This is a genomic window from Variovorax sp. J31P207 (assembly GCF_030316965.1).
In the GTDB taxonomy this organism is placed as follows: domain Bacteria; phylum Pseudomonadota; class Gammaproteobacteria; order Burkholderiales; family Burkholderiaceae_C; genus Variovorax; species Variovorax ginsengisoli_B.
This window is the reverse complement of the sequence record NZ_JASZYN010000003.1, coordinates 217,351-242,735: the sequence shown is the minus strand read 5'-3', so window position 1 is coordinate 242,735 and position 25,385 is coordinate 217,351. Positions and strand designations below refer to the sequence as shown.

Genomic DNA, 25,385 nt, shown 5'->3' with positions numbered 1-25,385 from the left:
TTCCTTGCTTGTTCATCGTGTGGACGAGAGTTCGCCCGGGCTGCCGACCGCCACGCTGCCCGGCTTGCAGGTCAGCACCAGGATCACCAGCGTGAGCACATAGGGCACGGTGTTGAAGAGGTGGTAGCCCCAGCCGACGCCGATCGATTGCAGGGCCGGCCCGATCGCCCCGGCGCCGCCGAACAGCAGCGCCGCGCCGATGCAGCGCAGCGGGCTCCAGCGCGCGAAGATCACCAGCGCCACCGCGATCAGGCCTTGCCCGCTCGATATGCCCTCGTTCCAGCTGCCGGGATAGAACAGCGTGAGCGAGGCGCCGCCGAGTCCGGCGATGAAGCCGCCCGCGGTGGTGGCCGCGATGCGCAGTCCGGCCACCGAGTAGCCGAGCGCCCGCGTCGCATTGGCCGAATCGCCGGCCATGCGCACCAGCAGGCCGGCGCGGGTGCGCGCGAAGCCCCACCACAGGAACACCGCCAGCACGATGCCGACCGGCACCAGCGAGTTGACCTGCAGCGCCGAACGGATCACCGGGTTGTCGCTCCAGTCGCCGAGCGGGATCGCCGGCAGCTGCGGCGCCTGCGGCTGGATCAGCGGCTTGCCGAGATAGAAGGCCAGGCCGGTGCCGAACAGCATCAGCGCGATGCCGGTGGCGACGTCGTTGACGCGGTCGAGCGAGCACAAGAGGCCGTGGAGCAGCGCGAGCAGCGCGCCCGCGGCGCCGCCGATCAGCACGCCGAGCCAGGCCGAGCCGGTGAGCCAGGCGCCGCCGAAGGAGGCCATCGCCGAGAGCACCAGCACGCCTTCGAGGCCGAGGTTGATGCGGCCGGACTTCTCGGTCAGACACTCGCCGAGGCTGACGAAGAGAAAAGGCGCGCCGACCCGCAAGGCGCCGCCGACGATGCCCGCCACGAGCGCGATCCACTGGTCGGCGGTCATGGTGCAACCTCCGCGCTGCGCGCTGCGGTATTCGACTTGGGAGCGGCCCGGCGTCTCATGCGGGCTCCTTGGTCATGCGCGGCTGCACGGCGCGCGGCATGCGGTTCTTCAGCAGCGTCTTCCAGTCGATCATGCGCAGCCCTTCGCTCGCGAGGATCAGTACGAAGGCCATGCCCTGCAGCACCAGCACCGAGGCATCGGGCAGGCCCAGCCGGCGCTGCAGCAGGCTGCCCGCGGCGCCGAAGCCGCCGAACAGGATCGCCACCGGGATCACCGCCACCGGGTTGTGGCGTGCAATGAAGGACACCAGGATGCCGGCATAGCCGTAGCCCGCGATCAGCGACGCGTTGGCGTTGGTGTGCACCGCCGCCACCTCGACCGCACCGGCGACGCCCGCGCAGGCACCGCCGATCCCGCAGGCGGCCAGGATCAGCCCGCTGGCCGGCAGGCCCACCAGCTGCGCAGTGCGCGGATTGCCGCCGACCACCCGCACCGAGAAGCCCGATGCGGTGGCGCGCAGCCAAAGACCGGAGACCAGGCAGGCGACGATGCCGATCAGCAGCCCCCAATGCACGTCGGAGCCGCCGATGCCGCCGATCCCGAGCCCTTCGGCGATCGAGCGCGTGGCCGGCTTGTTGAGGCTGGCCGGATCGCGCAGCACGCCCTCGACCAGGTGCTTGAAGAGCCCGATCGCGATGTAGGCGAGCAGCAGGCTGCTGATGGTCTCGTTGATGCCGCGGTACTGGCGCAGCCAGCCCGCCAGCGCGATCCAGGCGGCGCCGGCCATGGCGCCGGCCACGCACAGGGCCAGCGTGCCGACGAGGTTCGCGGGCAGCGGCAGCGCGTAGGGCAGCGCCGCGGCGGCCAGCCCGCCGAGCACCAGCGCGCCCTCGCCACCGATGATCACCAGCCCGGCGCGCGCCGGAATCGCGACGCACAGCGCGGTCAGCATCAGCGGCGCGGCGCGCTGCAGCGTGTTCTGCCACGAGAACCAGTCGCCGAAGGCTCCCTTGAAGAGGATGACCCAGACCTCCAGCGGACTCACGCCGGCGAACCAGACGAAGACGCCGAAGAGCAGCAGTGCCGCCGCGATGGCGAACACCGGCAGCGCGATCTCTTTCAATGCGTTGCGCATCGTCGGCTCGCGGGTTGAAGGCGGTCGCCGGTCAGCCGACCGAACCCACCACGCCTTCGACGAGGTAGTTCATCTTCTCGAGCTCGAGGTCGGTCTGCTTGAGCGCCTTGCCGGCCGGGATCACGACCACGCCCTTGTTGTCCTTCAGCCCGCCGGTGAAGATGTCGAAGCTGCCCGCCAGCATCTTGGCCTTGATGTCGTCGGCGTTCTTCTTCGCCGCGTCGGTCACCATGGCGCCGTAGGGCGACATCTTCACGTAGCCTTCCTTGAGGCCGCCGCGCAGGAAGTTCGGATGCGGCTTGTCAGCCTGGGCCGCGTCGACGATGGTCTTGTAGGCCGTGATCCAGTTCCATTCGGCGCCGGTCAGGTAGGCATTGGGCGCGAGCTTGGCCTGGCTGGCGTGGTAGCCGCAGACCATCTTGCCGCGCTTGGCGGCCGTCTCGACCACCACCTTGGGGCCGTCCACGTGCATCGTGAACACGTCGCAGCCCTGGTCGGCCAGGCTGTTGGTGGCCTCGGCCTCCTTCACCGCCATCGACCAGTCGCCCGTGAAGATCACGCTGCAGGTGATGCCCGGCTTGACCGAGCGCGCACCGAGCGTGAAGGCGTTGATGTTGCGCAGCACCTGCGGGATCGGCTTGGCGGCGACGAAGGCGATCTTGTTGCTCTTGGTCATGTGGCCGGCGATCACGCCATTGAGGAACTGGCACTCGTCGATGTAGCCGAAGAAGCTGCCGACGTTCTTCGGGTGCTTGCCCTCGGTCCACATGCCGCCGCAGTGCGAGAAGCGGACATCGGGATTCTTCGGCGCCACGGCCAGGATGTGCGGATCGAAGTAGCCGAACGAGGTCGGGAACAGCAGCTTGGCGCCGTCCTGCGAAATCATCCCGGTCATGGTCTTCTGCACCGCCGCGGTCTCGGGCACGTTCTCTTCCTCTACCACCTTGAGGCCCGGCATCTTCTTGAGCTCGGCCGCCGCCAGCGCATGCGACTGGTTGTAGCCGTAGTCGTCGCGCGGGCCGACGTAGATCACGCCGACGGTCAGCGGCTTCTGGGCGTTGGCCAGCGCGCTCCAGCCGCCCAGCGTGGTGGCGGAGGCCAGGGCGGCCAGGGACTTGAGGGAATCGCGACGGTTGAACTGGCTCATGGTGCTTACTCCAGGTGATGGGTGAGGAATCAGGGGGCCGGGATGTCCTGTCTTGGATACAAGATGGTGTGCATAAACCGTACCAGCGCTTTGGCGGCCAAATCGGCCTGCGGCGCGCCAGCCTTGTGCGGCGCGCTCGCCACTGCGGCCCCGGCGCCCCGTCTTTGTGCTCGCGGGGCGCTTCGCATGTCAGGCCAGCGCCGCCACGGGCGCATGCACGAGCCCCGCGGATTCGAGCGCCGCGGCCACCCGCAGCACCAGGTCTTCGCGCCATGGCGCGGCGATCACCTGCACCCCGATCGGCAGGTCGGGGTGGGCGCCCCAGACCGGCACCGCGCACACCGGCAGGCCGATGCACGAGATCGGCTGGGTCAGCAGGCCCATGTTGGGCCGCACCGGCAGCCGGTGGCCGTTGATCTCGAAAAACTCGGCGCCGATCGGCGTCGCCGCCGAGGGCGTCGCGGCGGCCAGCAGGACGTCGTACTGCTCGAACACCCGCGCCACCTGCTCGGCATAGAGCCGCCGCACCCGCTGCGCGCGCGCCACCCAGGCGGCCGGCAGCAGCGCGCCGGCCAGGAAGCGGTCGCGCGACAGCGGCTCGAAGTCCGGCGCGCGGCGGCGCAGGTCGGGCAGGTGCAGCGCCGCGCCTTCGGAGTTGGTGATCAGGAAGGCCGCGGCCCGGCCGGCCTCGACCATCGGCAACTCGACCGTGCGGCTGGCGCCCAGCGCCTGGGCCACGGCATCGACCGCGGTCAGCGCCTCGGGCTGGGCATGCTGGCGGAAGTAGCCGCCGAGCACGCCGATCCGCAGGCCCTGCGTGCCCAGCGCCAGCGCCGCGGCGACCGGCTCGGCCGCCCGCTGCGCGCAGCCGGGGTCGTGCGGGCCGCGGCCCTCGGGGCCCTGCATCGCGTCGTAGGCCAGGGCCAGGTCGCGTGCCGAACGCGCGAACGGCCCCAGGTGGTCGAGGCTGGAGACGAACGGGAAGCTGCCGGTGCGCGGCAGCCGCCCGAACGTGGGCTTGAGCCCGAACACGCCGCACAGCGACGACGGCACGCGGATCGAGCCGTTGGTGTCGGAGCCCAGCGTGAGCGGCACCTGGCCGGCAGCGACCGCGGCGCCCGAACCGCCCGACGAGCCACCCGCGATGCGGGTCAGGTCGTGCGGGTTGTGGCAGGGGCCGACGTGGCTGTTCTCGGTCGTGAAGCCGTAGGCGTACTCGTCCATGTTGAGCGCGCCGACCAGCACCGCGCCGGCGCTCTCGAGCCGTCGCACCAGCGCCGCGTCGTCGCGCGGAGGCGTGTGCCCGCGTTCGATCTTGGAGCCCGCGAGGGTCGCGAGTCCGGCGATATCGAACAGGTTCTTGACCGCGAAGGGCACGCCCAGCAGAGGCAGTTCGCGCGTTCGCGGTCCGTTGGCAGAGGCCAGCGAGGCATCGACCTGCGCGGCGCGCCGAAGCGCCCGCTCGCGCAGCACCGCGGTGAAGGCGTTGACGCGGCGATCGGTGGCCTCGATGCGGTCCAGGCTGGCCTGCACCAGCGCCACCGCGCTGACCGCGTTGCTGCGGACCGCGGCGGCCATCGCGCAAGCATCCTGGCGCAGCAGATCAGATGCGCTCATTGCTCTTTCTCCCGCGGCGACACCGGCGCAAAACTCAGCGCCGGCTCGTCGCGCTCGCTGAGCGGCACGGCATCGACCAGCGCGGCGAACTCGGCCGCCAGCGCGAAGTAGCGCAGCACGCCGGGCCGGTGGTCGGACCTGAGCTTCAGGCCGAGCGCGGCCGCCGATGCATCGACATAGGCTTCGATCTCCGAAGGTGTCATGGCGGACCTCCTAGCGGCGTACTTCGCGCTGGAAGATTTCCAGGCTGAGTTTCTTCATGGCCACGAAGCTGGCGGAGCTCAAGGTCTCGAGCGTGCGCGGGCGCTGGTCGCGGTAGTCGAGGATCTCGGCCACCTTGGTCGGCCGCTTGGTCAGCAGCAGCACCTGGTCGGCGAGGTAGACCGCTTCCTCGAGGTCGTGCGACACCAGCAGCATCGTGGTGCCGGTCTTCATGAACACCTCCTGCAGCTTCTCGCGGATGAAGAGGGTCATCTCGAAGTCGAGCGCCGAGAAGGGCTCGTCGAGGAACAGCACCTCGGGGTTGGGCGCCAGCGCCCGCATGATCGATGCCGTCTGCTGCTGGCCGCCCGACAGCTCGTAGGGGTAGCGCTTGAGGTCGAACTTGACGTCGAAGGAGGCCACCAGTTCCTCCATGCGGCGATCGACCTCGGCCTTGGAGCGGCCTTCGAGCTTCAGCGGGTAGGCGATGTTGTCGATGGTCCGCATCCACGGGAACATCGCCTCGCGGTAGTTCTGGAACACGTAGCCGATCTTGGTGTCCTTGAGCGACTTGCCGTCGAACAGGATCTCGCCCGAATCGATCGGGATCAGGCCGGCGATCATGTTGATCAGGGTCGACTTGCCGCAGCCGTTGGGGCCGAACACCGAGACGATCTTCTGCTTCGGGATGTCGAGGTCGAAGTTCTCGTACAGCGGCCAGCCGGCGAAGTACTTGGTCAGCCCGCGGATCGTGATGTGGGTGCCGGCAGGGCCCGGAACGAAGGCCGGCTTCGGCACGTCGGCATAGACCGGGCCGTTGATGACGTTCTCTACGGCTGCTCTCATCTTCCGCTCCAGTGCACGATGCGGCGCTCGGCCACGAGGAAAAGAATGTTGAGCGCATAGCCGAGCGCGCCCGCCGCGATGATCGAGGCGTACATGTCCTTGACGTTCATCACCTGCTGCGAGTTGATGATGCGATGGCCGAGGCCGCTGTCGGAGCCGATGAACATCTCGGCCACGATCACGATCACCAGCGCCATCGAGACCGCCGAGCGCAGGCCGACGAAGGTCGGCTGCAGGCTTTCCCAGACCAGCACGTCGCGGAAGATCTGCCAGCGCGATGCACCCATCACCTTGGCCGCCATGACCCGCTGCTTGCGCGCGTTCATCACGCCGTAGGCGCTGTTGAAGACCACGATCAGCAAGGCGCCGAAGGCCGCGATCGCCACCTTGTTGACGTCCGAGACGCCGAAGATCATGAGGAACAGGGGAATCAGCGCCGACGAGGGCGTGGAGCGGAAGAAGTCGATCAGGAATTCGACGCTGCGGTAGGCCCGCTCGTTGCTGCCGAGCAGCACGCCCAGCGGTACGCCGACGACGGCGGCGATCAGGAAGGCCTGCAGCGTGCGCCAGACCGTGACCGCGAAGTCGCCCAGCAGGGCGCCGCCGGCCAGGCCCGACAGCAGCGTGACCAGCGTGTCGCCCGGCATCGGCAGCAAGATGGCCTTGATGAGCCCGAAGCGCACCACCAGGTCCCAGACGATGAACAGCACCACCGGGCCGATGAAGGGCAGCGCCTTGACCCAGTGCGACTCGCGCGGCGGCGCGGAGGCGGCAGCATTTGCAGCCGGAGGCGACCAGGGCGCCGCTGATGAAGGCGTGCTCATGACCTCAGCCCTTGTAGAGCATCGAGTCGACCATCAGGCGCGACGAGAAGATGCCCTTGTCCGAGAACAGGTCGAAGAACTTCTGGAAGTAGGCGATGTCGCCTTGTGTGAACTCGTTGTACATGGTGTAGGCCGCCAGCGGCACCTCGCCGGTCAGCGGGCCCTCGATCGCGGTGTAGCCCTTGAGGTACTGGCGCGCCTCGGCCGGCTTGCTGCGCACGAAGGCCACGCCCTGGCCGTAGGCGCCGATGAACTTCTTCGCCGCCTCGGGGTTCTTCTTGATCAGCGCCGAGGTCAGCGAGGCCGAGCCGCCGAACCACGGCGCCATCGGATCGCCCAGCACGTACTTGGCGATCACCCCGGCCTCGAGCACCCGCGTGCTGCCGTTGAGGCGGCCGATGGTGCCGGTCGGTTCCAGCGTGTAGCAGCCGTCGACCTGGCCGGCGGCGAGCGCCGCCACGTGCTGGCCGATCGGGAGCTCGACCACCGTGGCGCCAGTGGCGCCGCCGCGCTCGAGCACCGCCTTGGCCAGCGTCACGTTCTGGATGCCCGGGCCCGAGGCGACCCGCTTGCCCTTGAGGTCGGCCATGACCTTGGCGGTGCTGGCGGTCGGCACCAGCACCTGGTCGAGCACGTTCTTCACGTTGCTGGGGTTGGAGCAGAAGATCTTGAAGCTGCCCGGCGCGGCGATCTCGCCGATCGCGATGTTGGCCGAGCCGGTGCCGTTGGCGCTGCCGTCGCAGCGGTCGGCCAGCATCGCCTCCATGATCTGTTGCGCGCCGGCGTAGCGCTGCACCTCGACGTCGAGGCCTGCGGCCTTGAAGTAGCCCAGTTCGACGGCCGAGTAGAAAGGCAGGCCGGCCGCGATCGGCCAGTAGCCAATGCGGATCTTCGGCGCGCCCTGGGCCCGCACGATCGCAGGCGCGGCGAGCACGGCCAGGCCGGCCGCGCCGGCCTGCAGCAGCTGTCGCCGCGAGGCCGGGGCGGCGAGGGTCAGGGGTTTCTTGCTGAGGGCCATGGCGTACTCCGGATGAAAGATTGAGGAAGAGATTCAGGTCGGCGCTGCGCTGCGCGCCGCGATGTAGGCGCGCCAGCCGCCGAGCGCGGTGATGTCGTCGGCGCCGGCCACCGCCAGCGCCTCGCAGACGAAGCCCTGGACGCTGCGGCCGTCGGCCAGCCGCAGGCTGCCGATGCCGAGCGGCGCCGGGATCAGGGCGACGAAGCTGCCGTAGTGCGCGAGCGGCATCTCCCAGATCTCGAGCGCGATCGCCGCGCCCTCGCCGGCCGCCACGCGCAGCAGGCCGGGCTTGGGCGGCACGGTGCCTGGCAACGCATAGAGGCGGTAGTCGGGCGAGGTGTGGGTGGCGGCGATCAGCCGGGCGCCGCGCTCTGTGAGCTGGCTGTTGAGCGGCATGCCCGACAGGTGGGCGCCGACCACCGCGACCTGCACGGTCGGCGGCGCCGCGATCAGCGGCAGCGGCTCGATCGCCGGCAGCGGCTCGCGGGTCGCGCCGAGCGGCAGCCCGGTGGCGTGATGGAAGCGCTGGCCCAGCTCGGCCAGCTGGAAGTCGCTGCCGGCGCGGCCGATCAGCGTGATGCCGAAGGGCAGGCCGTCGGCGCGCAGGCTGGCCGGCACCGAGATCGCCGCGTAGTCGAGCAGGTTCACGAAGTTGGTGTATTCGCCCAGGTTGCGATTGAGCACCACCGGGTCGGCCTGCATCGCCTCGATCGTGTAGTGGGCCGGCGCCGTCGGCACCGCCAGCACGTCGATGTCGTTCCACATCGCCGCGGCCTGCTGGCCGAGCGCCTGCAGCCGGGTGCGGGCGGTGACGAAATCGGCGGCGCTGTAGCGGCGGCCTTGCGCGAGGATGCTGCGCACCGGCTCCACCACCTCGGCCTCGTGGGTGTCGAAGAAATCGCGCACCGCGGCGTAGCGCTCGGCCACCAGCGCACTGTCGTAGAGCAGGGCCGCGGCTTCGGCCAGCGGCGCATAGTCGATTTCGATCGGTTCGCCGCCGAGCGCGCACAACTGGCCGATGGCCTGTTCGAAGGCCGCCCGCGACAGCGTATCGCCGAAGAAGTTCAGCGTCGAAGGCACGCCGAAGCGGAAGCCCGCGGGCAGCGGCGCGGTGGCGAGCGCCAGGCTGCGGCCGTAGGGGTCCTCGGGGTCGAAGCCCATCGCCGCCTGCAGCACCCGTGCCGCCACCGCCACCGTGCGGGCGAAGATCGAGACGCAATCGACGCTCTGCGCCGCCGGCACCACGCCGCGGGCGCTGAGCAGGCCGCGCGAAGGCTTGATGCCGACGATGTTGTTGAGACCGGCCGGCACCCGGCCCGAGCCCGCGGTGTCGGTGCCGAGCGCGAAGTCGGCCTGCGCGGTGGCCACCACATAGGCCGACCCCGAACTCGACCCGCCCGAGACATAGCGCGGATCGAAGCTGTTGGGCACCGGCCCGTAGGGCGAACGGGTGCCGTTCAGGCCGCAGGCGAACTGGTCGAGGTTGGTCTTGCCGAGCAGCGACGCACCGGCGTCGAGCAGGCGCTGCACCACGTGGGCGTGGGCCGTCGGCGTGCGGGCGAAAGCCAGGCAGGCGGCCGTGGTCGGCACGCCGGCGACGTCGATGTTGTCCTTGGCGGCAAAGCGCAGGCCGGCCAGCGGCCCCGCGCCGGCACCGGCCAGCGGCGACGCGAGCCGCGTGATCCACGCCGCGCTCGCCCGTCCTTCCACCCGCGGCCCGGCATCGCCCGGGCGCACCGCCTGTTCATGCACCATCATCAAGCATCCTGTCTTGTGTACAAGATGCCTTGCAAAGGATGTGCCAGCCGCAGCCGCCGTAGGCGCGCGGCAACCTTAGACGGGGCTGCCTTCGGGGTCTTGTGGTGGCCGTGCCTGCCCCGCGTGGGCGCGTGGTTGAATGCGATGACGCAAATCCTTGGAGCGAGCGTGGCGACAGCAAATCCCGACAACGTGCTCTTCTTCATCCCGGACATCAGCGGTTTCACGAAGTTCGTGACCGAGACCGAAGTGAGCCATAGCCAGCACATCATCCAGGAACTGCTGGAGCTGATCGTGGACGCCAACCAGCTCGGGCTGGAGGTGTCCGAGTTCGAAGGCGATGCGGTGCTGTTCGTTCGTCCCGGCGCGCCGCCATCGCTGGACGAGCTTCTGGCGCAGGCACGGAAGATGTTCGTGGACTTCCATTCACACATCAAGCGGATCGAGATCATGCGCACCTGCACGTGCGGCGCGTGTTCCAGCGTCCATTGCCTGTCGCTCAAGTTCGTCGCCCATTTCGGGCCGGCCAGGACCATGCAGGTCAAGGGACATTCGAAATTCATCGGCAAGAGCATCATCGTCGCGCACCGGCTGTTGAAGAATCAGGTGCCCGAGTCCGAGTACCTGCTGGTGAGCGAGGAGACGCTGAACCAGCTGGCCGACGGCACCGCGACGACCTCGTCATTCCAGTGCGGGAACTGCAGCTACGACGAGATCGGGGAAGTGGCGTATCGGCACCATTCGATGGCGCCGTACCTGGCCGAGGCGAAGGCCACGGTCACCGCTTCCCCCACATGAAAAGCGCTTCGCCAGGCGCGAAGGCCCACCGGAGAAAGGCTTCGGTCCCGCAGCCGCCCCCGCGCATGCGGGAATAATGCGAGGCCTCAACCTCCGCCACCGAATGTCCGCACCCCAGGCTGCCGAAGCCCCTCCTTCCCTGCCCTGGCGCGATGCGCTCAAGGTCTATCTCGAACCCGCCTCGCTGCGCATGCTGGCGCTCGGCTTCTCGGCCGGCCTGCCGCTGCTGCTGGTGCTGGGCACGCTGAGCTTCCGGCTGCGCGAAGCCGGCGTCGACCGCTCGACCATCGGCTTCCTGAGCTGGGTCGGCCTCGCCTACGGCTTCAAGTGGGTCTGGGCGCCGCTGGTCGACCGCCTGCCCATACCGCCGCTGACCACCCTGCTCGGGCGCCGTCGCGGCTGGCTGCTGCTGGCGCAGCTGGCGGTGGTCGCCGGCCTGGCCGGGATGGCCTTCAACGACCCGCGCGACGGCCTGCCGCCGCTGGTCTGGTGCGCGCTGCTGACGGCCTTCGGCTCGGCCACCCAGGACATCGCGCTGGACGCCTTCCGCATCGAGTCGGCCGCCACCCGCAAGCAGGCCGCGCTGGCCGCCTGCTACCAGACCGGCTACCGGCTGGCGATGATCTGGGCCGGCGCCGGCGTGCTGTGGGTCGCTGCCTGGGTCGAACTGCCCGGCCTCGCGGGCTACCAGAACGGCGCCTGGAAGACCGCCTACCTCGTCATGGCGGCATCGATGGCGATCGGGGTCGTCACGGTGCTGCTGTCGCCCGAACCGGTGCGCGTCGCGCTGCCGAAACCGAAGAACGCCGGCGAATGGCTGCAGAGCGTACTGATCGAGCCGTTCGCCGACTTCATCCGCCGCTATCGCTGGCAGGCGGCGCTGATCCTGTCGCTGATCGCGGTCTACCGCATCAGCGACGTCGTGATGGGCATCATGGCCAACCCCTTCTACGTCGACATGGGCTTCACCAAGGACGAGGTCGCGACGGTCAGCAAGATCTATGGCGTCGTGATGACGCTGGCCGGCGCCTTCGTCGGCGGCGTGCTCTCGATGCGCCTGGGGGTGATGCGGGTGCTGATGCTGGGCGCGGTGCTGAGCGCCGCCAGCAACCTCCTGTTCGCCGGGCTGGCCTCGCGCGGGCACGACCTCACGGCGCTGGTGCTGGTGGTGTCGGCCGACAACCTGGCCGGCGGCATCGCCTCGGCGGCCTTCATCGCCTACCTGTCGAGCCTGACCAACATCAGCTATTCGGCCACCCAGTACGCCCTCTTCAGCTCGCTGATGCTGCTGCTGCCGAAATTCATCGCCGGCTACTCGGGGGTCTTCGTCGACGCCTTCGGCTACAAGGCATTCTTCATCGGCACCGCAGCGCTGGGGCTGCCGGTGCTGGTGCTGGTGGCGCTGGCATCGCGAGCAGCCGCGAACGGCAAGGCCGCCGGCAAGGCGGCCGACCAGGCGCCCGCACAAGGATCTGAATTGGCGCCATAATGGCTCCAATTTGGAGGGAACTGCATGGCCAACCTGTCAGTCAAGGACGTTCCGGATGACCTGGCCGAGCGGCTGCGTCAACGCGCGGCCCGCAACCATCGCTCGCTGCAGGGCGAACTGATGGCGATCATCGAGCAGGCGGTGCGCGACGCGGATGACGCGCCGCGGCCTGCATCCGCGCCGGCACAGGAGGTGGGCATGGGCTGGGGCGGCCGCGCCATCGTGCGGCGCGGCGGCAAGCCGATCGAGCAGATCGCCGCCGAGCACCGCGCCCGCTTCCCGTCCCCGATCGACGCCGGCCCGCTCGGGGTCGACATCGTCCGCGCCGACCGGGACGCCCGTTGAGCGCGCCTGCGCTTCACGTGGCCGAGCCGCCGGCCGCCTATCGCCTGCGCCCGCCGATGGTGGTGGACTGCAGCGCGATCGTTGCCATCTTGTTCGATGAACCGGCGCGCGACGCCGCGCTGGCGCGCCTGGCCGGCCATGCGCTGCATGCGCCCAACCTGCTCGACCACGAGATCGTCAGCGTCGCGCTCAAGAAGCGGCGGCAGTCCTGGCCCGCCGACTCCCTGGCGCTGGCGCTGGCCGACTACGCCGGCTACGCCATCGACCTGCACCCCGTCGATCTCGGCGCGCAGTACGAACTGGCCGTGCGCTATCAGCTTTCCGCTTATGACGCCGCCTACCTCTGGCTCGCAGCCGAGCTCAAGGCGCCGCTGGCCACCTTCGACGCCAAGCTCGCCGCCGCCGCGCAGGCGCACCTGAGCGCCCTGCCCTGAACCGCCCGGCGGTGCAAGGTCGAGGCCTTGGCCGACTGCGGTGGGCGCCGTGCTGCTGGTAGGCTGTCGTGTTTTGGCCATCACACCCCGCCCAACGTGACACCTTCACGCATCCCCCCCTTGAAGATCAGCGCCTTCACCGCGACCTCGGCCGTCGGTGTGGGCAAGACCGCCCTCGCCGACGCGCTCGCGCAATCGCGCAGCGGCCTGCGGGCCAATGACTTCGGCGCCTCGCCACTGCCGACCTGGATCGGCCGCGTGGACGGCCTCGAAGAACTGCGCCTGCCCGAGGAACTCGCCGCCTGGGATTGCCGCAACAACCGGCTCGCCTGGCTCGGCCTGCAGGCCGACGGCTTCATGGAAGCGGTCGCGGCCGCCCGCAAGCGCTACGGCCCGACCCGCATCGCGCTGATCCTCGGCACTTCGACCTCCAGCATCGGCGAGACCGAGCTGGCCTACACGCAACTGGCCGATGGCGCCTTCCCCGCCGACCAGCAGCGCCCCAAGGTGCACACGCCGCATTCGCTCTCGCTATTCGTGCAGCAGGCGCTGGGCCTCGAAGGCCCGTCCGAGACGATCTCCACCGCCTGTTCGTCCAGCGCCAAGGTGTTCGCCTCGGCCGAGCGGCTGATCCGCCTGGGCCTGGTCGACGCGGCCGTGGTCGGCGGCGTCGACACGCTGTGCGGCAGCGTGCTGTTCGGCTTCAACTCCCTCGAACTGGTGTCGCCCGAGCCCTGCCGGCCCTTCGACGCCGCGCGCAACGGCATCAGCCTCGGCGAAGCCGCGGGATTCGCGCTGCTCGAGCGCGGCCGCGGCCCGCTCGAACTGCTGGGCTACGGCGAGGCCAGCGACGCCCATCACATGTCGACCCCGCATCCCGAAGGCCTGGGCGCCGAAAAGGCGCTCGACGATGCACTGGCCCGCGCCGGCCTGGCCGCCGCCGCCATCGACTACATCAACATGCACGGCACCGCCAGCACCAAGAACGACGAGGTCGAAGGGGCCCTGGTGGCACGCCGCTTTCCCGGCACCACGCACGCCAGCTCGACCAAGGGCTTCACCGGCCACACGCTGGGTGCGGCCGGGATCGTCGAGGCCGTGATCAGCCTGCTGGCGATCGAGACCGGCCTCAAGCCGGGCAACGTCAACACCACCACGCTCGACGCCGAGTGCGGCCCGCAGATCAAGCTGCGGCCGGCCCGCGGCGAGGTGCGCCATGCACTGAGCAATTCCTTCGGCTTCGGCGGCAACAACTGCTCGCTGGTCTTCGGCAAGGGAGCCGCAGTATGACCACCACCTCCAAGACCCCTATGCTCTACATCGAGGGCCCGGCCTTCTGGGCCGCGACATTGCCGGGCTGGGAGATCGCCAGCGCAGTCTTCCGCGGCGACGGTGCACCGGCCGACCCACCGGCCAAGCGGCCATCGCCGCAGCTGCTGGCACCGGCCGAGCGCCGCCGTGCGCCCGACACGGTGGCGCTGGCGCTCGAGGTGGCGGGCGCCGCGGTCGCGGCCTCCGGCCGCAACCCGGCCGACCTGCCCTGCGTCTTCGCCTCGGCCCACGGCGACCTCGGCATCAACGACTACATGTGCGGCACGCTGGCGGCCGACCCGCTGCTGCTGTCGCCGATCAAGTTCCACAACTCGGTGCACAACGCCGCGGTCGGCTACTGGACCATCGGCACCGGCTGCATGGCGGCCAGCAATTCGCTCGCCGCCTACGAGAGCAGCTTCGCCTCGGGACTGCTCGAGGCGGCGGCGCAGTGCGCGGCCGACCACCGCGCCGTGCTGCTGGCCGGCTACGACATGCCGGCGGTGGGCGCGCTGGCCTCGGTGACCACCAGCCGCGAGATGCTGGCCGTGGCCCTGGTGCTGTCGCCGACGCGCAGCGCGCGCACCGTGGCGTCCTTCGAATGGTCGCTGGCGGCCGGCGCGCAGCCGGCGACGCCGGTACGCAGCGACGCGGCGCGCGCGCTGCAGGTCAACGCGATGGCCGACGCGCTGCCGCTGTTCGAGGCACTGGCGCGCGGCGAATCCGAATCGCTGACGCTGCCGCTGTCGGCCACGCTGTCGCTGCAGGTCCAGCTGCAACCCGAACTCCAGCTCGAAGCGCTGAGCTGACGGCCATGGACCCGAGCCGCCCCGCGCACGACGTCGCCATCATGGGCGGCGGTCTGGCGGGGCTGACGCTGGCGCTGCAGCTGCGCCAGCGCTTTCCCGGCATCGATGTCGTGGTGCTCGAGCGGCGCGCCCATCCGGTGCCGCACGCGGCCCACAAGGTGGGCGAATCCTCGGTCGAGATCGGGGCCCATTACTTCGACACGGTGCTCGGCCTCAAGCCGCACCTGCACGGCGCCCAGCTGCGCAAGTTCGGCTTCCGCTTCTTCTTCAGCGAAGGCCGGCGCGACATCGACCAGGTGACCGAGATCGGCGCCAGCCGCTACCTCTCGGTGCCGAGCTACCAGATCGACCGCGGCATCTTCGAGAACTTCCTGGCCGAGGAGGCCGCGCGCCAGGGCGTGCGCTTCATCGACGGCGCGACCGTGCGCCGCATCGACCTGGCCGACGACGCCAGCGCGCCGCACCGCCTCGAATGGTCTGACGGCGAGCGCACGCAGGCGCTGCACACCCGCTGGCTGGTCGACGCCTGCGGCCGCGCCGGCATGCTCAAGCGCAAGCTCGGCCTGCAGCAGCCCAACGCGCACGAATGCAACGCGGTGTGGTTCCGCATCGGCGAACGCATCGCGATCGACGACTGGTCGGACGACCCCGGCTGGCGGGCACGCTGCGAACCCGGTTCGCGCTGGCTGTCGACCAACCACCTGGTCGGCGCCGGCTACTGGGTGTGGCTGATCCCGCTGGCCTCGGGCTCGCATTCGGTCGGCATCGTGGCCGACCCGCGGCTGCATCCGCTCGAACGCATGGACAGCTTCGAGCGCGCGATGCAGTGGCTCGAGACCTGGCAGCCGCGCCTGCACGATGCGCTCGCCGACAAGCGCCACCTGCTGCAGGACTTCGCCTTCCTGCGCAACTTCTCGTACGGCTGCAAGCAGGTGTTCTCGGGCCGGCGCTGGGCGCTCACCGGCGAGGCCGGGCTGTTCCTCGATCCCTTCTATTCGCCGGGCAGCGACTTCATCGCGTTCGGCAACACCTACATCTGCGACCTGGTCGCGCACGACCGCGCCGGCCATGCACTGGAGGCCCGGGCCCGGCTCTACGACCAGATCTACCACTCGTTCTACGAGAGCACGCTGGCGCTCTACACCGACCAGTACCCGCTGTTCGGCGACCCGGAGGTGCTGCCGGCCAAGGTCATCTGGGACTACACCTACTACTGGGGCGTGCTGGCGCAGATCTTCTTCCAGCAGCGGCTCACCGACCTGCCCGTGCTGGGGCGGGTGCGCGACGAGCTCCAGCACTGCCAGCAGCTCAACCTCGCGGTGCAGTCCTTCTTTCGCGCCTGGTCGGCCGTCAGCCATCGGCGCAACCCGGCCGTGATGCTCGACCACGCCGCGCTGCCGTGGTTCGCGGAGCTCAACCGCAGCCTCAACGACCGGCTGGACGACGACGCCTTCGTGCGCCGCATGCACCAGTCGGTCGACCGGCTGACGGCCCTGGCCGTCGAGCTGCTCGGACGCGCGACGCGCGACCATCCGGGCCTGGACGGGGCGGCGCTGGCCGCCCTGCTGGCGCGGGCGCCTGCGGCGGCCGAGGGCACGCAGACCGAGACGCTGCTGTTTGCACCCGCATGAAAACGAAACCGCCGTCACCAAGGTTTACCCAACTTTACGAAGCGTTCAAGCCCACGCGACCGCGTGGGACCAAGCTACCCACCTGAGCACAACCACCGTGGCACGCCGCACGGAGACCTACCGATGAGCACCCCCCAACTCCTGATGATCGAAGACGACGCCCGCCTGGCGCAGATGGTGGGCGAATACCTGACCCAGTCGGGCTTCGGTTTCGCGCATGCCCTCGACGGCGCGAGCGGACTCGAGCTGCTGCAGCAGCGCTCGCCCGACCTGGTGATCCTCGACCTGATGCTGCCGGACACCGACGGCCTCGAAGTCTGCCGCCGCATTCGTGCGCTGCCCGGCAGCCAGGCCAAGGTGTCGGTGCTGATGCTGACCGCCAAGGGCGACCCGATGGACCGCATCATCGGCCTGGAGATCGGCGCCGACGACTACCTGCCCAAGCCCTTCGAGCCGCGCGAGCTGCTGGCGCGCATCCGCGCCGTGCTGCGCCGCCGCGGCGAAACCCCGAGCGAGGCCGAAGGCCCGGCCGTCATGCACTTCGGCTCGCTGGACATCGATCGCAACGCCCGCAGCGTCACGGTCGCCGGTGAGCCGGCCGACCTCACCTCCTACCAGTTCGACCTGCTGGTGGCGATGGCCGAGCGCGCCGGCCGCGTGCTCACCCGCGACCAGATCATGGAGGCCGTGCGCGGCCGCGAACTCGAGGCCTTCGACCGCTCGATCGACGTCCACATGGGCCGCATCCGCGCCGCGATCGAGGTCGACGCCAAGAACCCCAAGCGCATCCTCACCGTGCGCGGCGTCGGCTACGTCTTCGCCAAGCAGCAGGACTAGGGCGCGGGCGCCGACATGCTGCTCAACCTCTACCGCCGCCACCTCTACGTCCGTATCTGGCTGGCGGTGGTGGCCGGCGTCTTCATCCTCACGCTGACCGCCAACTGGATCGTGCGCGAGGCGGCCGAGAGCGAGCGCGAGCGGCTGGCGCCCCTGCCGCGCGAAGTCGCGGTGCTCGATTCGAACGACAAGCCGATCGGCTCAGGCACGGCCACCCGCGTGCCTGGCGCCGGGCTCACCTTCGACGTCACGCTCGACGACGGCCGCGCCCTCACCATGCAGGTGGCGCCACGCGGCCGCCCGCCGGGCCCGCCGCCGGGCATCCTGGCCTGGCGCACGCCCTTCGGCCTCGGCTGGATGGTGGCGATCGTGGGCTTCATCGTCGCGCTCGGCGTCTATCCGATCGTGCGCCGGCTCACCAAGCGGCTCGAACTGCTGCAGCGCGGCGTCCAGCGCTGGGGCGAAGGCGACCTGTCGGTGCGCGTGCCCGAGGAAGGGCAGGACGAAGTGGCCGACCTCTCGAACGGCTTCAATGCCGCGGCGGCCCGCATCGAACAACTGGTGCGCTCGCACAAGTCGCTGCTGGCCAATGCCTCGCACGAACTGCGCTCGCCGCTGACCCGCATCCGCATGAGCCTCGAGCTGATGGGCGACCGGCCCAACCCGGGCGCGCGCGAAGAGATCTCGCGCAACATCGCCGAGCTGGACCAGCTGATCGACGAGATCCTCCTGGCCAGCCGGCTCGATGCCAAGGAGGCCGATATGGGCACCGTCGAGACGGTCGACCTGACCGGCCTCGCGGCCGAGGAGTGCGCCCGCGTCGATGCCGACCTCGAGGTCAAGGAAGGCACCGACAGCAGCGCCCTGACAGTGCTCGGCGTGCCGCGTCTGCTGCGCCGCGCGATCCGCAACCTGCTCGAGAACGCCGGGCGCTACGGCGCCGGACAGACCAGCGTCGAGATCGGCAGCCGTGCCGGCCAGACCGAGATCCGGGTCAACGACCGCGGGCCCGGCGTGCCGGTGACGCAGCGCGAGCGCATCTTCGAGCCCTTCTACCGGCTGCCGGGCGCCAGCGAGCGCAACGGCGGCGTCGGGCTCGGCCTGGCGCTGGTGAAATCGATCACCGAGCGCCACGGCGGCAGCGTGCGCTGCGAAGACCGGCCCGGCGGGGGTGCGAGCTTCGTGATCACGTTGCCGCACTAGGCGCGCCCTTCCTGCCGGGACGCAACGCCGTCGGGCCCGCCTGCGCCGGCCTCTAAAATCCGCCCCCTATGCAGAGATCGCACATCGTTCGCGCCGCAGCCATGTTCTGGGGGCTCACGGTGTTCATGCCGGTCGGCGTGACCTATGTGTCCTTCCTGCTGCTGATGGTCGCGCTGCTGGTCGCCGGCGGCTGGCGCGAGCGGGCCCTCCGCTTGCGCGGCAACCCGATGTGGTGGCCGGTGATGGCCTACGTGGTCTGGACGCTGGCCGTGCTCGCGCTGGAGCCGCACTACCCCGAGACCGGCTCCAACCTGTTCCACGGGCTGCGCATCGCGGCCACCATCCTGATGGCCCTGGCCCTGACCCGCGACGAGGCGATCTGGGCCGTGCGGGGCTTCTGGATCATCGGACTGGTGAACATCGTGATGATCGCGCTGTACTACTCGGTGGGGTTCCCGATGCTGGAGCCCTGGCGCGGCGTGCTGATCCTGATCGGCAACAAGTCGATCAGCAACGCGCTCCTGTTCACGATCATGGCCGCCACGGCCGCGGTGTACGGACTCCAGGCGCTCGCCGGGCATCGCCGCTGGCAGGCCATCGCCGCGTTCGCGCTGGTGCCCGCCGTGATGGCGATCATCACCTTCAGCCTGCCCTCGCGGACCTCGCTGCTGGCGCTGCTGCTGGTGATCCCGGCCGCCTGCGTGCACCAGTGGCGCCGCCAGCTCAAGGTGCTGGCCCTGGTGCTGATGGCCGGCGGCGTGATCGCGGCCGGCGTGCTGTGGAACTCACCCGTGGTGCAGCAGAAATTCGCGGTCGGCATCCAGGAGATCGAGGCCGCCCAGGCCGGCGAGATCTCGGAAGCCAGCTGGGTGGTGCGCTACTACATGTACCGCGACACCGCCCGCATGATGATCGACCGGCCCTTCGCCGGCTGGGGCATCGGCGGCTGGACCGAGCAATGGCACCTGCGCGGCCCCAAGCTGCTCGACTACAAGAACATGCCCCACAACGACTTCCTGTGGATGGGCGCTCAAAGCGGCTTTCCCGGCGCGCTGAGCCTGCTCGTCATCATGGGGGTGGCGGTCTGGATCGCCTGGCGACGGGACGACTTCGCCGGCCGGCAGGCCTTCGTCGCGACCCTCGTGATGCTGATCGCCACCAGCGTGAACTCGGCCTTGCGCGATGCCCAGATCGGGCTCGCGCTGCTGTGGGTGGCGATGGTCTACCTGCGGCTGGCGCAGGCGCCGGGGGACTCGTGGCGCGGGCTGCTGCCCTCGGGCGCCCGTTCGTAGCCCACGAAGGGGCCGAAGAACACCATCTCGCGATCGAGGCCGGCCTCGATGTCGTCCTGCTTCGGGAGTTCGTCGATGAATTCGGGCCACGACTGCGCGACATGGCGCGACCACTCGCGCGGGTCGAGCCGGCTGATCGGGCCCTGGGTGGCCAGGAACTCGAAGCCCTTCGAGGTCAGCTTGCTGACCGCGAGCCGGGTGGCTGACTCGGGGTCCGGCGCCGTCGCGTAGGCCGACACGTAGGCACCCGCGAGGGTCGACGGCAGGGTGCCGTTCGAGCCCCGGCCGAGCTTGACGTTGACCAGGAACAAGCCCCGCACGGAAACCCCGGAAGGCTCAGTGGTGGCTGCCGGCGGCTTCGCCCGCCTTGAGGCGGTAGACCGTGCCGCAATAGGGGCACTTGGCCTCGCCGGTGCGCGCGACGTCGAGGTAGACCTTGGGATGCGCGCTCCAGAGCTGCATGTCGGCCTTGGGGTTCGGGCAGAACACGCCGCCCTGGTCGTTCAGGTCGCGGGCGAGGAGTTCGATGGTGCTCTTGGGGGTGGACATCGCTTTTTCAGACCTTGGTGAGCCAGTGGGCGTACTTGGGATTCTTGCCGTTCACGATGTCGAAGAAGGCGCTCTGGATCTTCTCGGTGATGGGCCCGCGCGATCCGATGCCGATCTCGACGCGGTCGAGTTCGCGGATCGGCGTGACCTCGGCCGCGGTGCCCGTGAAGAAGGCTTCATCGGCGATGTAGACCTCGTCGCGCGTGATGCGCTTCTGCACGACTTCGATGCCGAGGTCCTTGCAGATGTGCAGGATGGTGTTGCGCGTAATGCCGTTGAGCGCGCCGGCCGACAGGTCGGGCGTGTAGACCACGCCGCCCTTGACCACGAAGATGTTCTCGCCCGCGCCTTCGGAGACGAAGCCGCTGGCATCGAGCAGCAGCGCTTCGTCGTAGCCGTCGTCGAGCGCTTCCATGTTGGCCAGGATCGAGTTGCTGTAGTTGCTGACCGCCTTGGCCTGCGTCATCGTGATGTTGACGTGATGCCGCGTGTAGCTCGAGGTCTTGACGCGGATGCCGCGCTTCATGCCCTCTTCGCCCAGGTAGGCGCCCCAGGCCCAGGCCGCGACCATGGCGTGGATCTTGTTGCCCTTGGGGCTGACGCCCAGCTTCTCGGAGCCGATCCAGACCAGCGGCCGCAGGTAGCAGCTGTCGAGCTTGTTCTCGCGCACCACCTGCTTCTGGGCCTCGTTGACCTGTTCCTGGCTGAACGGGATCTTCATGCGCAGGATCTTGGCGCTGTTGAACAGCCGCTCGGTGTGCTCGGCCAGCCGGAAGATGGCGGTGCCGTTGACCGTGTTGTAGGCGCGCACGCCCTCGAAGACGCCGCAGCCGTAGTGCAGCGTGTGGGTCAGCACGTGGATCTTGGCGTCGCGCCAGTCCACGAGATCGCCGTCCATCCAGATCTTGCCGTCACGATCGTCCAGTGCGGGGGGCAGTGCGCTCATGTCTTTGTCCTTCAACCGGGGGTATGTCGAAAAAGCTTTCGATTTTACGGCGGCGGGCCGCCAGCGTCGGGCCGACAATGGCGGGTTTTGCCAACCAGCCAGATAAAAGGGTTTCAGTGTCCGTCTTCAAGAACGTCATCGTCTACCGCATCGAAGCCACGTGGTCGCAGTCGCTCGACCAGGTCGAGCAGGGGCTGGCCACGCAGCGCTTCGTCCCCTGCAGCCCATCGCAGGAAAAGGCCACCGGCTGGGTCGAGCCCCGCGGCCAGGAACACGGCCCGCTGGCCGAATCGGTCGGCGGCCAGTGGCTGCTCGAATACATGGTCGAGACCAAGACCCTGCCGGCCTCGGTGGTGCGCCGCAAGGTCGATGAGCGCGCCGCCCAGATCGAGGCCACCACCGGCCGCAAGCCCGGCAAGAAGGAAAAGAAGGAACTCAAGGAAGACGTCACCCACGAACTGCTGCCGCTGGCCTTCACGCGCCATGCGCGGGTCGCGGTGTGGATCGACCCCACGGCCCGGCGCCTGGTCGTGAATTCAAGCAATGCTGCGCGCGCCGACGAAGTGGTTACCAGCCTCGTCAAGTCGCTCGACGGCTTCGCGGTGGCGCTGGTCAACTCCCAGGTCGAGCCGGCGGCGGCGATGTCCGAATGGCTGTCCAGCCAGGAGCCGCCGGCGGGATTCACGATCGACCGCGAATGCGAGCTCAAGGCCACCGACGAATCGAAGGCCGTGGTGCGCTACGCCAAGCACCCGCTGGACATCGACGAGGTGCGCGAGCACATCGCCGCCGGCAAGCGCCCGACCCGGCTCGCGATGACCTGGGACGACCGGGTCTCGTTCGAGCTCACCGAGGGGCTCCAGATCCGCAAGATCGTGTTCCTGGAAGGCACGCTGGACGATGCGCCGGCCTCGTCGGGCAAGGAAGACGATTTCGATGCCAACGCGGCAATCGCGACCGGGGAGCTGGGGCAGCTGGTGCCCGAACTGCTGGAGGCCCTGGGCGGTGAGATGAAGCTGGGGACCGCGGCCGCGGAACCGGCCGCCGCAGCCCCCGCCAAGGCCGGCGCCGAAGAAGCGCTGGTCGACGACTCAGCGCCGTTCTAGGGCCGGCAAGCTCAGACCGGCGGGCGCAGCGCGTCCGCCGCGCCGGGCTTGACCGCATCCGCGCTCGGTGCGTCCGCCGCGGCTTCGTCCTCGGCCACCTCCGGCCGGGTCAGCTTCCACTCGACGAGCTTGCCGCCCGCGAAGGTGCAATCGACCCAGGAGCCGCCGGCATCGGTCCAGCGGAACAGTTCGGGCTGCGTGTCCTTCGGCGAACGCAGTTCGCCGAGCGCGCGCGTCATCGCGATCACGTGCAGCAAGGTCGCCTTGGGCTTGAGCTTGGCATTGAGCATCACGGCGCTGGCGACGGTGCCGATCGGCCGGTCGGCCGCGCGCTTCAGGACCTGCATCGTGCGGTTGAAATGCATCAGCAGGAACATGACGATCGCGCCACCGACCAGTGCCACGCCGCCCCAACCGTAACTGCGCCAGGCCAGGCCGAGCAGCACCAGGCCGCCGACGGGAACGAGGAGTCTTCCGAAATTCATGGGGTGGATTGTCGCTCGGTCGCCCGGCGGCTTGACCGCCGCGCCCGCGCCCCCGAGACTTCCGCGATCACGGCAACTCCGACAACGATGCGTCTGGCTCGCGCGCTCCTGCTCCCGATGGCGTTTTGCGCGATGTCCAGCGGCTGCGCGCTGCTGCAGGCCGACAGCCACATGAAGCGGCTCGGCGAGGCGATGTACTTCACCGGCATCGTCGAGACCGAGAAAGAAGCCCGGGGCCCCATCGTCGTCGTGCTGTACAAGCTCGACAACCCGCCCGAGCCGGTGTTTCTCGACGTCGTTCCGCGCACGCGAGGCGTCTACCACCTGGCGGCCCCGCCGGGCCGCTACGGCATCCTCGCGTTCGAGGACGTCAACCGCGACCTGGCCTACGAAGCCGGCGAGCCCGCCAGCCTCTACGAGGGCACCGCCCTCCCACTGACAGCGGTCGACGAGCCGCCCACCGCCGCGACCGGCCTGGGCCGCATCCGGATCGCGTCCAAGCCGCCCGACGTCGCCCTCCCGGCCATCTTCGGCGATGCCTACGCCGCACTGGCCAGGCGACGCAACGAAGAGTTCGGCGCCCCCGCCCTCATCGACGAAGGTCGGTTCGCGCCGGGACGGGTGCGCGAGGGCATGTTCCAGCCCCTGCGCTTCCTCGAGGAGGGCCGCGCGGGCCTCTTCTTGCTCGAGCCCTTCGACCCGAAGCGCGTGCCGGTGATCTTCGTGCACGGCATCGGCGGGTCGCCGCGCGACTGGGAATACGTCATCGAGCATCTCGACCGCACGCGCTTCCAGCCCTGGGTCTTCTTCTACCCCTCGGGCGTTTCCATCGGGCTGTCGACCCTGCTGCTCAACAACGCGGTCGACGAGCTGCACTACCGGTACGCCTTCCCGACCAGCATCGTGGTCGCCCACAGCATGGGCGGCGTGGTGGCGCGCGGCACCTTGAACGTCATCCAGCGCGAGGGCCGCACGCCGCCGGTGCACCACGTGGTGACGATCTCCACGCCGTGGGAGGGCCACGCGGCGGCGCGCTGGGCGGACATCGGGCCGACGCGCGTGCCCGGATCGTGGCTCGACATGGCGCCCGACTCCCCGTACCTTCGCGAATTGGCGGTGGTGCCGCGGCCGGCCGACATCCGCTACACGCTCTTCTTCGGCTACAGCGGCCGCTCGCGCTTCGTCTCCGGCAACAACGACGGCGTGGTGTCGATGCAAAGCATGCTGGGCGGCGGCATGCAGTCGCGGGCCGATTTCGTCTACGGCTTCGACGAGGACCACAGCTCGATCCTGCAGTCGAAAGAGCTGGTCGACATGCTCGTGCAGCGAATGCGGCAAGAGCTGGAGCGCCTGCCGCGCCGATGAGCCTCAGCGCCGACGCAGGAACACGTGCGTCGCGCGTTCGCCGGCGATGCTCTCGGAGACCTCATAGCCCAGGCCCGGCAGGTCGAGCCCCTGGAACAGCGCCTCTCCGGCGCCGAGCAGCACCGGCCGGACGGCCAGGTGCAGTTCGTCGATCAGCCCGGCGGCCAGGTACTGCCGCACGGTGGACACGCCGCCGCCCAGGCGGACATCGAGGCCGCCCGCGGCCGCCCTGGCCTGCTCGAGCGCGGCGTGGATGCCTTCGGTGACGAAGCGGAACTCGGTGCCACCGGCCATCGCCAGCGGCGCGCGCGGATGGTGCGTGAGCACGAACACCGGCGTGTGGTACGGGGGCTCGTCACCCCACCAGCCCTTCCAGCTGTCGTCCGGCCACGGGCCGCGCACCGGGCCGAACATGTTGCGCCCGAGGATCCAGGCGCCGATGCCCTCGAAGCCCTGCTCGGCCATGCGGTTGTCGATGCCGGTCTCGCCGCCCGCCTGGCTGCCCTGCATGGTCTGCCACAGGCGCGTGGGGAAAAACCACTCCATCAGCTCGGGGCCGCGCAGCCCGAGCGGATTCTGGAGATCCTGGCTCGGTCCGGCGCCGTAGCCGTCGAGGGACACCGCGAAACTGCGGACGCAAAGCTTGGCCATCGGATGTTTCCTCGGGTTCAGGCGCGCGAGACCTCGATGCTGTAGAGGCCCCAGGGGCACAAGGCAAAGCGCTCCTTGAGCGGCTTGTCCTTGAAGGCGGCCAGCGTGTCGGCCTCGTAGATGGCCCATTGCGGGCCCAGCCCGCCCAGGGCGAGAGGCTTGCCGTCCATCTCGGTGGCCACGATCATGCGCCAGCTGCGCGCGTCGGCCAGGCGCAGCGGCACCACGTAGCCGTCGACCGCCCGCAGGCCCAGCATCACGTCGCCGGTGACCCCCGCGACCTCCAGCACGCTGGCCAGCAGCGGTCCGGCGAGCGCATGCAGCCTGGCGTCGTATTCGAGCGTGGCCTTGATGCCGACCGCCGGCAGGCGGCCCAGCGCTTCGGCGTCCAGAACATAGGCCCGGTCGAACTTGACGCCGTGCTTGACCATCAGCTGGTCGAGCGCCGGATCGACCGGCCCCCGGTTGGTCTTGCCGACCATTCCGCTGACGGTCAGCAGGCCCGGACCGCCTCGCGCCGGCTCCGCCGCCGACACGCCGGCCACGGGCCACAGCCCGGCGAGCGCCGCGCTGCCCAGGAAATGTCGTTTGTCCATCGGACGATTGTGAAGCGATGCGCCCGCCGCCGTCCACCACGTTCGCGGTAGCCTGTCGC

27 protein-coding genes are annotated in these 25,385 nt (G+C 69.6%); 12 read left to right on the top strand and 15 right to left on the bottom strand.

All coding sequences use genetic code 11. The features are described from left to right. Positions 1-12: 12 nt before the first annotated feature. The 9 genes from QTI68_RS12310 to atzF all read right to left on the bottom strand — a co-directional run bounded on the left by QTI68_RS12310 (position 13) and on the right by atzF (position 9,479). On the bottom strand, positions 13-933 hold the full coding sequence (locus QTI68_RS12310; RefSeq protein ID WP_286521828.1) for an ABC transporter permease: 921 nt from the start codon (positions 931-933) through the stop codon (positions 13-15). Positions 934-988: 55 nt separating this feature from the next. Further along, a complete protein-coding gene (locus tag QTI68_RS12305; RefSeq protein WP_286521827.1) occupies positions 989-2,068 on the bottom strand; it encodes an ABC transporter permease in 1,080 nt (359 codons plus the stop codon). Positions 2,069-2,099: 31 nt separating this feature from the next. Then, positions 2,100-3,215, bottom strand: a complete 1,116-nt coding sequence (locus tag QTI68_RS12300) for a BMP family ABC transporter substrate-binding protein (RefSeq protein ID WP_286521826.1) — start codon at positions 3,213-3,215, stop codon at positions 2,100-2,102. A 189-nt stretch (positions 3,216-3,404) separates the two neighbouring features. Next, positions 3,405-4,832, bottom strand: a complete 1,428-nt coding sequence (locus QTI68_RS12295) for an AtzE family amidohydrolase (RefSeq protein WP_286521825.1) — start codon at positions 4,830-4,832, stop codon at positions 3,405-3,407. Beyond that, a complete protein-coding gene (locus QTI68_RS12290; protein WP_286521824.1) occupies positions 4,829-5,035 on the bottom strand; it encodes a DUF4089 domain-containing protein in 207 nt (68 codons plus the stop codon). Before QTI68_RS12290 ends, QTI68_RS12295 begins: the two co-directional genes overlap by 4 nt. Before the next feature lie 10 nt (positions 5,036-5,045). Beyond that, complete coding sequence (locus tag QTI68_RS12285; protein ID WP_286521823.1) at positions 5,046-5,879, bottom strand: ABC transporter ATP-binding protein; 834 nt, start codon at positions 5,877-5,879, stop codon at positions 5,046-5,048. Next, on the bottom strand, positions 5,876-6,703 hold the full coding sequence (locus QTI68_RS12280; protein ID WP_286521822.1) for an ABC transporter permease: 828 nt from the start codon (positions 6,701-6,703) through the stop codon (positions 5,876-5,878). The genes QTI68_RS12285 and QTI68_RS12280 overlap by 4 nt, the downstream gene beginning before the upstream one ends. Positions 6,704-6,707: 4 nt before the next feature. Beyond that, positions 6,708-7,721: an ABC transporter substrate-binding protein gene (locus QTI68_RS12275; protein WP_286521821.1), complete on the bottom strand. Its 1,014-nt coding sequence runs from the start codon at positions 7,719-7,721 to the stop codon at positions 6,708-6,710. Positions 7,722-7,754: 33 nt separating this feature from the next. Next, positions 7,755-9,479, bottom strand: coding sequence for an allophanate hydrolase (atzF, locus tag QTI68_RS12270; protein ID WP_503011660.1), 1,725 nt, complete (start codon positions 9,477-9,479; stop codon positions 7,755-7,757). A 168-nt stretch (positions 9,480-9,647) separates the two neighbouring features. Between atzF and QTI68_RS12265 the strand changes: the two genes are divergently transcribed. From QTI68_RS12265 to QTI68_RS12220, 10 genes are all read left to right on the top strand, one after another. Then, a complete protein-coding gene (locus tag QTI68_RS12265) occupies positions 9,648-10,277 on the top strand; it encodes a DUF2652 domain-containing protein (RefSeq protein WP_286521820.1) in 630 nt (209 codons plus the stop codon). A 103-nt stretch (positions 10,278-10,380) separates the two neighbouring features. Beyond that, entirely contained in the window at positions 10,381-11,766 is a 1,386-nt protein-coding gene (locus QTI68_RS12260; protein WP_286521819.1) for an AmpG family muropeptide MFS transporter, read from the top strand. Positions 11,767-11,790: 24 nt separating this feature from the next. Continuing rightward, the gene (locus QTI68_RS12255) at positions 11,791-12,111 is read left to right on the top strand and encodes a FitA-like ribbon-helix-helix domain-containing protein (RefSeq protein WP_286521818.1); all 321 of its coding nucleotides are present in this window, start codon (positions 11,791-11,793) and stop codon (positions 12,109-12,111) included. After that, positions 12,108-12,545, top strand: a complete 438-nt coding sequence (locus QTI68_RS12250) for a type II toxin-antitoxin system VapC family toxin (RefSeq protein ID WP_286521817.1) — start codon at positions 12,108-12,110, stop codon at positions 12,543-12,545. The genes QTI68_RS12255 and QTI68_RS12250 overlap by 4 nt, the downstream gene beginning before the upstream one ends. A gap of 111 nt (positions 12,546-12,656) precedes the next feature. After that, positions 12,657-13,835: a beta-ketoacyl-[acyl-carrier-protein] synthase family protein gene (locus QTI68_RS12245; RefSeq protein ID WP_286522264.1), complete on the top strand. Its 1,179-nt coding sequence runs from the start codon at positions 12,657-12,659 to the stop codon at positions 13,833-13,835. After that, complete coding sequence (locus tag QTI68_RS12240; protein ID WP_286521816.1) at positions 13,832-14,665, top strand: beta-ketoacyl synthase chain length factor; 834 nt, start codon at positions 13,832-13,834, stop codon at positions 14,663-14,665. Before QTI68_RS12245 ends, QTI68_RS12240 begins: the two co-directional genes overlap by 4 nt. A gap of 5 nt (positions 14,666-14,670) precedes the next feature. Then, positions 14,671-16,296: an NAD(P)/FAD-dependent oxidoreductase gene (locus QTI68_RS12235; RefSeq protein WP_286521815.1), complete on the top strand. Its 1,626-nt coding sequence runs from the start codon at positions 14,671-14,673 to the stop codon at positions 16,294-16,296. Between the two features lie 123 nt (positions 16,297-16,419). Further along, positions 16,420-17,133, top strand: a complete 714-nt coding sequence (locus QTI68_RS12230; RefSeq protein ID WP_286521814.1) for a response regulator — start codon at positions 16,420-16,422, stop codon at positions 17,131-17,133. Positions 17,134-17,148: 15 nt separating this feature from the next. Then, positions 17,149-18,336 carry a sensor histidine kinase gene (locus QTI68_RS12225; RefSeq protein ID WP_286521813.1) on the top strand — a complete coding sequence of 396 codons (1,188 nt, stop codon included), beginning with the start codon at positions 17,149-17,151 and terminating at the stop codon, positions 18,334-18,336. Between the two features lie 68 nt (positions 18,337-18,404). Further along, positions 18,405-19,628 (top strand): O-antigen ligase family protein, encoded by a 1,224-nt coding sequence (locus QTI68_RS12220; protein WP_286521812.1) that lies wholly within the window; start codon positions 18,405-18,407, stop codon positions 19,626-19,628. Here the strand turns inward: QTI68_RS12220 and QTI68_RS12215 are convergent. Genes QTI68_RS12215 through QTI68_RS12205 form a run of 3 tightly spaced genes read right to left on the bottom strand, consistent with a single transcriptional unit; the run spans position 19,559 to position 21,123 of the window. Further along, positions 19,559-19,948, bottom strand: a complete 390-nt coding sequence (locus QTI68_RS12215; protein WP_286521811.1) for a hypothetical protein — start codon at positions 19,946-19,948, stop codon at positions 19,559-19,561. The two genes, QTI68_RS12220 and QTI68_RS12215, sit on opposite strands and share 70 nt — an antisense overlap. Before the next feature lie 16 nt (positions 19,949-19,964). Beyond that, positions 19,965-20,177 (bottom strand): zinc-finger domain-containing protein, encoded by a 213-nt coding sequence (locus tag QTI68_RS12210; protein ID WP_286521810.1) that lies wholly within the window; start codon positions 20,175-20,177, stop codon positions 19,965-19,967. A 7-nt stretch (positions 20,178-20,184) separates the two neighbouring features. After that, the gene (locus QTI68_RS12205; RefSeq protein WP_286374371.1) at positions 20,185-21,123 is read right to left on the bottom strand and encodes a branched-chain amino acid transaminase; all 939 of its coding nucleotides are present in this window, start codon (positions 21,121-21,123) and stop codon (positions 20,185-20,187) included. A gap of 116 nt (positions 21,124-21,239) precedes the next feature. On the opposite strand from QTI68_RS12205, the gene QTI68_RS12200 reads away from it, so the two are divergent. Beyond that, positions 21,240-22,229 carry a recombination-associated protein RdgC gene (locus tag QTI68_RS12200; protein ID WP_286521809.1) on the top strand — a complete coding sequence of 330 codons (990 nt, stop codon included), beginning with the start codon at positions 21,240-21,242 and terminating at the stop codon, positions 22,227-22,229. Positions 22,230-22,240: 11 nt separating this feature from the next. Here QTI68_RS12200 and QTI68_RS12195 read toward each other — a convergent pair whose 3' ends face one another. Beyond that, positions 22,241-22,723 carry a glycerate kinase gene (locus tag QTI68_RS12195; RefSeq protein ID WP_301813328.1) on the bottom strand — a complete coding sequence of 161 codons (483 nt, stop codon included), beginning with the start codon at positions 22,721-22,723 and terminating at the stop codon, positions 22,241-22,243. Positions 22,724-22,846: 123 nt separating this feature from the next. Here QTI68_RS12195 and QTI68_RS12190 point away from each other — a divergent pair, with 123 nt between their 5' ends. Further along, positions 22,847-24,079 carry an esterase/lipase family protein gene (locus QTI68_RS12190; protein WP_286521807.1) on the top strand — a complete coding sequence of 411 codons (1,233 nt, stop codon included), beginning with the start codon at positions 22,847-22,849 and terminating at the stop codon, positions 24,077-24,079. Positions 24,080-24,082: 3 nt separating this feature from the next. Here the strand turns inward: QTI68_RS12190 and QTI68_RS12185 are convergent, their stop codons facing one another. After that, a complete protein-coding gene (locus tag QTI68_RS12185) occupies positions 24,083-24,730 on the bottom strand; it encodes a dihydrofolate reductase family protein (RefSeq protein ID WP_286521806.1) in 648 nt (215 codons plus the stop codon). Between the two features lie 17 nt (positions 24,731-24,747). After that, positions 24,748-25,326 (bottom strand): putative pterin-binding protein, encoded by a 579-nt coding sequence (locus tag QTI68_RS12180; RefSeq protein ID WP_286521805.1) that lies wholly within the window; start codon positions 25,324-25,326, stop codon positions 24,748-24,750. Between the last annotated feature and the right edge of the window lie 59 nt (positions 25,327-25,385).

What these genes read in the sequence shown, in the direction of transcription:
- QTI68_RS12235 (WP_286521815.1), top strand. Translation starts at nt 14,671, where the DNA reads ATGGACCCGAGCCGCCCCGCGCACGACGTCGCCATCATGGGCGGCGGT.
- QTI68_RS12240 (WP_286521816.1), top strand. Translation starts at nt 13,832, where the DNA reads ATGACCACCACCTCCAAGACCCCTATGCTCTACATCGAGGGCCCGGCC.
- QTI68_RS12210 (WP_286521810.1), bottom strand. Translation starts at nt 20,177, where the DNA reads ATGTCCACCCCCAAGAGCACCATCGAACTCCTCGCCCGCGACCTGAAC.
- QTI68_RS12230 (WP_286521814.1), top strand. Translation starts at nt 16,420, where the DNA reads ATGAGCACCCCCCAACTCCTGATGATCGAAGACGACGCCCGCCTGGCG.
- QTI68_RS12190 (WP_286521807.1), top strand. Translation starts at nt 22,847, where the DNA reads ATGTCCAGCGGCTGCGCGCTGCTGCAGGCCGACAGCCACATGAAGCGG.
- QTI68_RS12220 (WP_286521812.1), top strand. Translation starts at nt 18,405, where the DNA reads ATGCAGAGATCGCACATCGTTCGCGCCGCAGCCATGTTCTGGGGGCTC.
- QTI68_RS12180 (WP_286521805.1), bottom strand. Translation starts at nt 25,326, where the DNA reads ATGGACAAACGACATTTCCTGGGCAGCGCGGCGCTCGCCGGGCTGTGG.
- QTI68_RS12305 (WP_286521827.1), bottom strand. Translation starts at nt 2,068, where the DNA reads ATGCGCAACGCATTGAAAGAGATCGCGCTGCCGGTGTTCGCCATCGCG.
- QTI68_RS12280 (WP_286521822.1), bottom strand. Translation starts at nt 6,703, where the DNA reads ATGAGCACGCCTTCATCAGCGGCGCCCTGGTCGCCTCCGGCTGCAAAT.
- QTI68_RS12285 (WP_286521823.1), bottom strand. Translation starts at nt 5,879, where the DNA reads ATGAGAGCAGCCGTAGAGAACGTCATCAACGGCCCGGTCTATGCCGAC.
- QTI68_RS12275 (WP_286521821.1), bottom strand. Translation starts at nt 7,721, where the DNA reads ATGGCCCTCAGCAAGAAACCCCTGACCCTCGCCGCCCCGGCCTCGCGG.
- QTI68_RS12260 (WP_286521819.1), top strand. Translation starts at nt 10,381, where the DNA reads ATGTCCGCACCCCAGGCTGCCGAAGCCCCTCCTTCCCTGCCCTGGCGC.
- QTI68_RS12290 (WP_286521824.1), bottom strand. Translation starts at nt 5,035, where the DNA reads ATGACACCTTCGGAGATCGAAGCCTATGTCGATGCATCGGCGGCCGCG.
- QTI68_RS12225 (WP_286521813.1), top strand. Translation starts at nt 17,149, where the DNA reads ATGCTGCTCAACCTCTACCGCCGCCACCTCTACGTCCGTATCTGGCTG.
- QTI68_RS12295 (WP_286521825.1), bottom strand. Translation starts at nt 4,832, where the DNA reads ATGAGCGCATCTGATCTGCTGCGCCAGGATGCTTGCGCGATGGCCGCC.
- QTI68_RS12185 (WP_286521806.1), bottom strand. Translation starts at nt 24,730, where the DNA reads ATGGCCAAGCTTTGCGTCCGCAGTTTCGCGGTGTCCCTCGACGGCTAC.
- QTI68_RS12205 (WP_286374371.1), bottom strand. Translation starts at nt 21,123, where the DNA reads ATGAGCGCACTGCCCCCCGCACTGGACGATCGTGACGGCAAGATCTGG.
- QTI68_RS12255 (WP_286521818.1), top strand. Translation starts at nt 11,791, where the DNA reads ATGGCCAACCTGTCAGTCAAGGACGTTCCGGATGACCTGGCCGAGCGG.
- atzF (WP_503011660.1), bottom strand. Translation starts at nt 9,479, where the DNA reads ATGATGGTGCATGAACAGGCGGTGCGCCCGGGCGATGCCGGGCCGCGG.
- QTI68_RS12310 (WP_286521828.1), bottom strand. Translation starts at nt 933, where the DNA reads ATGACCGCCGACCAGTGGATCGCGCTCGTGGCGGGCATCGTCGGCGGC.
- QTI68_RS12300 (WP_286521826.1), bottom strand. Translation starts at nt 3,215, where the DNA reads ATGAGCCAGTTCAACCGTCGCGATTCCCTCAAGTCCCTGGCCGCCCTG.